This window comes from Anaerovibrio sp. (assembly GCF_024697385.1).
GTDB lineage: Bacteria > Bacillota > Negativicutes > Selenomonadales > Selenomonadaceae > Anaerovibrio.
In genome coordinates this window covers 1-5209 of sequence record NZ_JAILFV010000164.1, presented here as the reverse complement: position 1 = coordinate 5209, position 5209 = coordinate 1, and the positions used below count along the sequence as shown (strand labels likewise).

Below are 5209 nucleotides of genomic sequence, written 5' to 3'. Positions count from 1 at the left end.
TGAACCGTCTTGAACTTGATCCCATGAATGACGGTGCACCGCAGTTTAATTATGGACTGTTTATTGATTATAACCGTGAGTGTGTTATTGGCCGTGGCTCATATATATTTCTCCATTGTTTCGGAGAGAATAACTTTACCCATGGCTGTGTGGCAGTATCTGAAGCAGATATGCTGCAGATAATTAGGCACGCTGATAATAATATTCGCATATGTATTTATCCGATTTAATGGGGATTTTATGAATAATTATGAGTTCATTAATAAGGAATTTGATGATATTGTAAAAACCGGTCCATATAATGTACCGGGCCTTGGTGCTGTCCTTATAAAGGATGGTGTTCCTGTTTTCAGGTACTATGGCGGTTGGGCAGTATTAGGGGAGAAACCTAAGAGCTTTACCGGTGATTCCTTATTCAGGATTGCTTCCCTGTCAAAGCAGTTTACTGTGTATGCTGTTATGCAGCTGATGGAGGCAGGAAGACTTCATCTGGATGATAATGTCAGTGACTATTTGGGCTTTCCCTTGGTGCATCCGGCTTTCCCGGACAGGAAAATAACTGTCAGGATGTTGGCCAATCATACTTCAGGCCTTAGGGACGGGATTATTTATTGTATTCCACCTAAATTTTCTGTCAGGGAGTTTTTTTCTCCCCAGGGGAAATTTTATGAGGGGGGAGCGCATTTTTCCCTGGACTCAGAGCCTGTTGGGGAATATTTTTGTTATTGCAATCTTAACTATGGCCTGTTGGGTACCATTATTGAAGCTATAACCGGGGAACGCTTTGATCGGTATATCGAGAAATATATTTTTAAAAGATTGGATATCAAAGGTGGTTATTTACCAGGAAATCTGTCTTCTGAGGCGTTTAAAAATCTGGGAACCCTTTATCAGAAAAAGGATTACGATGGCAAATGGGATGAACAGCTTCCCTGGCGTGGTGTAATGGATGATTGGCATGATTCACCACCGGAGAGGGATGCTGTTACCATGCAGAATCCCTATGCAGTTCATGATGACACAGAAATTTATGATTTGTCAGGTTACATACCTGGGAACAATGCTACCTTTTTTGCCCCTCAGGGTGGGTTGCGGGTATCCCTGGAGGATATGGTGCATACATTAAATATGCTGATGAATCAGGGGTGCTATAAAGGAAATCAGTTCATATCAAAAGCTTGTGCTGAAAAAATGATGAAGCCGCAATGGATTTATAACGGTCATAATGGGGATACCTGCGATGGTACTTTGCTGTCTTATGGCCTGGGACTATATCAGATAAAGGGAAATTCCACTGCCAGATTGTCGCAAAATTATGATTTAAATTTTGTAGGGCATACCGGCCAGGCCTTTGGACTTTATTCCGGGATGTTTTTTATTCCCGGCAGCAAAGATGGATTCGTATATATCATGAACGGAATAGGTATATCTGAAGATGATCCCAAAAGCCATGGTAAATTCAGTAGTAATTTCCTGTGGGAAGAAAAGGTTACTGATGCACTTTGCAATGGATTGATGAATATGTGACTTCATTTACTTTTATGTTTTGTTTGGGGGGATGTTAAATGCTGCAATACCTGATAAAAAGGTTTATTAATTCCATAATTGTGCTCTGGATAGTTATGACATTGACCTTTGTGCTGATGCACGCTATTCCGGGCGGACCTTTTACGGCGGAAAAGAATCTGCCGCCTGTGGTAAAGGCCAATATTGAAGCCCGCTATAGGCTGAATGACCCGCTGACTGAGCAATACATGGATTATGTAGATAACCTTTTGCATGGCGATTTGGGACCTTCTTTTAAATATGTGGGACGGTCAGTGAATGATATTATCAGTGAGAGCTTTCCGGTTTCCTTTGAGCTGGGGGTAGAGTCCATAATTATTGCTCTGCTGGCAGGAATACCTGCAGGTGTATTCGCAGCCTATAGGCGTAACCGTTGGCAGGACAGGACATTGAATCTGCTCACCACTTTGGGAATTGCTGTTCCGGGGTTTGTGTTAGCCGCCCTTTTAGTTGATATTTTTGCCATGAAGCTGGGAATATTGCCTGCAGCCATGTGGAATGACTGGTCCAGCAGGATTTTACCGGCTGTTGCTCTGGCTGCCATGCCCATGGCTTTTATTACCAGACTCACCCGCTCCAGTATGCTTGATGTACTGGGACAGGATTATATCAAGACTGCCAGGGCCAAAGGCTTGGGCAATGTGAATATACTGTTTCGCCATGCCCTGCCCAATGCACTGATTCCGGTGGTTACCTATATCGGTCCTATGGTAGCAGGCATTTTGACCGGCAGCTTTGTAATAGAAACAATTTTTGCCATTCCCGGCTTGGGACGCTATTTTGTGACCAGTATATATAATCGTGACTATACTGTTATTTTGGGAGTCACAGTGTTTTACAGTGCCATAATAATTCTTATGAATATGCTGGTGGATATTATCTACCCATTGCTGGATCCCAGAATTAAACTGGGAGAAAAGGAGGATTAGCACAAATGAATTGTGAGTATGATTTTTCTCCTATTTCCCAGGATGATAATTCTGCTGCTGTCCAGTCCCCCGGAAAGCCGATGGGGTACTGGCAGGATGCATGGATTCGTCTAAAAAGGGACAGGGCTGCTATGATGGGGATGATATTTATAATCCTCATGACTATCTCGGCCATATTAATTCCGATGTTTTCCGGCGTTTCCTATGCTGATCAGGATTTTGCCAAGGCAAATCTGGCTCCTTCCATGGCGCACTTCTTTGGCACCGATGGTTTGGGCCGGGATATGTTTATTCGTGTGCTGTACGGGGCGCGGATTTCATTGTCCATTGGAATAGTAGCCAGCCTTATCAATCTTGTGATTGGAGTAATTTACGGGGGAATTTCCGGATTTATTGGGGGCCGTACAGACCGTATCATGATGAATATCGTAGATATTCTTTACAGCATACCGACAATTTTGTATGTAATATTGCTAATGGTGGTATTTAAGCCTGGCCTCATGAATATTTTTATTGCCCTGGGAATAAGCTATTGGCTTCAGATGGCCCGTATTGTCCGGGGAGAGGTGCTGAAAATCAAGGAACAGGAATTTGTATTGGCAGCAAAAAGTATGGGGGCAGGACAGCTGCGCATATTGTTCAGACACCTGATACCAAATTCCGTGGGTGTCATTATAGTATCCCTGAGTCTTTCCATTCCTGATGCCATATTTACCGAAGCCTTCCTGAGCTTTATCGGTCTGGGTGTTTCGGCACCAATGGCCAGCTGGGGAGTATTATGCTCTGATGGTATTAATTCCATCCGTGCATACCCATTTCAGCTGTTTTTCCCTGCTGTGGCCATCAGCCTTACCATGCTGGCATTCAATTTCTTCAGTGATGGTTTGCGGGATGCCCTCGATCCAAGGATGCGCCGCTAAGGAGGAAAAGATTTGCTATGATTTTGGATATAAAGGATTTATCAGTTGGCTTTCATACCTATCGTGGTGATGTAAATGCAGTGCGCGGTGTCAGTCTAAGTGTTGATGAAGGAGAAATTGTAGGTATTGTAGGGGAGTCAGGTTGTGGCAAAAGCGTGACAATTCATGCTGTTATGGGGCTTCTTCCCCAGGAAAATGCCTTTATCAAAAGTGGTTCCATTACACTTTTGGGGGAGAATATCACTAATATTTCCGAAAAAGATTTCCAAAAATACCGTGGCAGTTCCATGTCCATGATATTTCAGGACCCAATGACTTCATTGAATCCGGTATTGACAATAGGTAAACAGATGACAGAGGGGCTGATAAGGGTCAGGGGAGTTTCCGGTCAGGCAGCACGCAGTGAGGCCATAGACCTGCTAACCCGTGTTGGCATTACAAAGGCTGCTGAAAGAATGAACTGTTATCCCCATGAATTCAGTGGTGGTATGCGTCAAAGGGTGATGATAGCCATGGCGCTTATATGCAGGCCCAAAATATTATTTGCTGATGAACCTACCACTGCGCTGGATGTGACCATACAGGCCCAGATACTGGAGCTGTTATCAGAGCTGCGGCGTGATATGAAGATGTCCATAGTTCTTGTTTCCCACGATTTGGGAGTGATAGCCGGTATTTGTGACAAGGTAAATGTGATGTATGCCGGAAGAATTGTAGAGCATGGTTCTGCCAGGGAAATATTTCACAATCCACGGCATCCTTATACCCAGGGATTGCTTGCTTCATTACCACGGGTGGATTTACCCGCCGATGAGGAGCTTCCTGTAATAAATGGACAGCCGCCGGACCTGCTTTATGATATACAGGGTTGCAGCTTTGTACCCAGATGCAGGAAGGCCATGAAGGTTTGTTGTGAATGCCTGCCGGAAAAACAGTGTGTCGGGGACAAGCATTCTGTTGAGTGCTGGTTGCCTGTAAGGGACAGTAAAGGAGGGGCACAATATGAATAATATGGGAGAGCCGCTACTTTCTGTAAGGAATTTGACCAAGCATTTTGTCACCAAGAAGAATTTTTTTGGTAAGCCCAAGGAATATGCTTATTCACTGAATGGTATATCCTTTGATATATCCAAGGGTGAGACCCTGGGGCTGGTGGGTGAATCAGGTTGTGGCAAAACCACAGCCGGCAGGACTATCATGGGACTGTATAAGCCAACCCGTGGCGAGGTCTTTTTATACGGCAAGAAGCTGGATTTTACCAATGGCCCTGAAAAGCGTATTCAGATGATTTTTCAAGATCCCTACGCTTGTTTGAACCCCAGAATGACAGTGGGGGAAATTATAGCTGAACCCTTGGAAATCAATGGTGTTTATGATGATTCATCAGCCAGGGAAAAAAGGATTTATGAGCTTTTGGAGATGGTGGGACTTAGTCGTGAGCAGGCAAATCGTTTTCCTCATGAATTCAGTGGTGGACAGAGGCAGCGAATCGGTATTGCCAGGGCATTGGCAGTCAATCCCGATGTGATTATATGCGATGAGCCTATATCTGCACTGGATGTTTCTATTCAGGCCCAGATTGTCAATCTGATGCGACGCCTTCAAAAGGAACTGGGGCTTACCTATCTGTTCATCGCCCATGATCTCGCAATGGTGAAATATATTAGTGACAGGGTTGCCGTGATGTACATGGGAGAAATCATGGAAATTGCCGAATCTGATGAGTTATATGAAAATTCGCTGCATCCATATACCAAAACACTTTTGGCAGCGATTCCGGTACCTGACCCTGAT

General features: G+C 44.3%; 6 protein-coding genes. All 6 read left to right on the top strand.

Features of this window, described 5'->3' with window-relative positions; genetic code table 11:
• A partial coding sequence (locus K6C05_RS08750) for a L,D-transpeptidase family protein (protein ID WP_363317186.1) occupies window positions 1–230 on the top strand: 230 nt, incomplete at its 5' end.
• 10 nt (window positions 231–240) lie between these two features.
• Window positions 241–1527 (top strand): serine hydrolase domain-containing protein, encoded by a 1287-nt coding sequence (locus K6C05_RS08745; RefSeq protein WP_296733736.1) that lies wholly within the window; start codon window positions 241–243, stop codon window positions 1525–1527.
• Between the two features lie 38 nt (window positions 1528–1565).
• Window positions 1566–2495, top strand: a complete 930-nt coding sequence (locus K6C05_RS08740) for an ABC transporter permease (RefSeq protein WP_296733733.1) — start codon at window positions 1566–1568, stop codon at window positions 2493–2495.
• 5 nt (window positions 2496–2500) lie between these two features.
• Entirely contained in the window at window positions 2501–3415 is a 915-nt protein-coding gene (locus tag K6C05_RS08735; protein ID WP_296733731.1) for an ABC transporter permease, read from the top strand.
• A 17-nt stretch (window positions 3416–3432) separates the two neighbouring features.
• Entirely contained in the window at window positions 3433–4425 is a 993-nt protein-coding gene (locus K6C05_RS08730; RefSeq protein ID WP_296733729.1) for an ABC transporter ATP-binding protein, read from the top strand.
• On the top strand, window positions 4418–5209 hold a 792-nt coding region (locus tag K6C05_RS08725), incomplete at its 3' end, for an ATP-binding cassette domain-containing protein (RefSeq protein WP_296733726.1). The genes K6C05_RS08730 and K6C05_RS08725, both read left to right, overlap by 8 nt.

What these genes read in the sequence shown, in the direction of transcription:
- K6C05_RS08745 (WP_296733736.1), top strand. Translation starts at nt 241, where the DNA reads ATGAATAATTATGAGTTCATTAATAAGGAATTTGATGATATTGTAAAA.
- K6C05_RS08740 (WP_296733733.1), top strand. Translation starts at nt 1,566, where the DNA reads ATGCTGCAATACCTGATAAAAAGGTTTATTAATTCCATAATTGTGCTC.
- K6C05_RS08735 (WP_296733731.1), top strand. Translation starts at nt 2,501, where the DNA reads ATGAATTGTGAGTATGATTTTTCTCCTATTTCCCAGGATGATAATTCT.
- K6C05_RS08730 (WP_296733729.1), top strand. Translation starts at nt 3,433, where the DNA reads ATGATTTTGGATATAAAGGATTTATCAGTTGGCTTTCATACCTATCGT.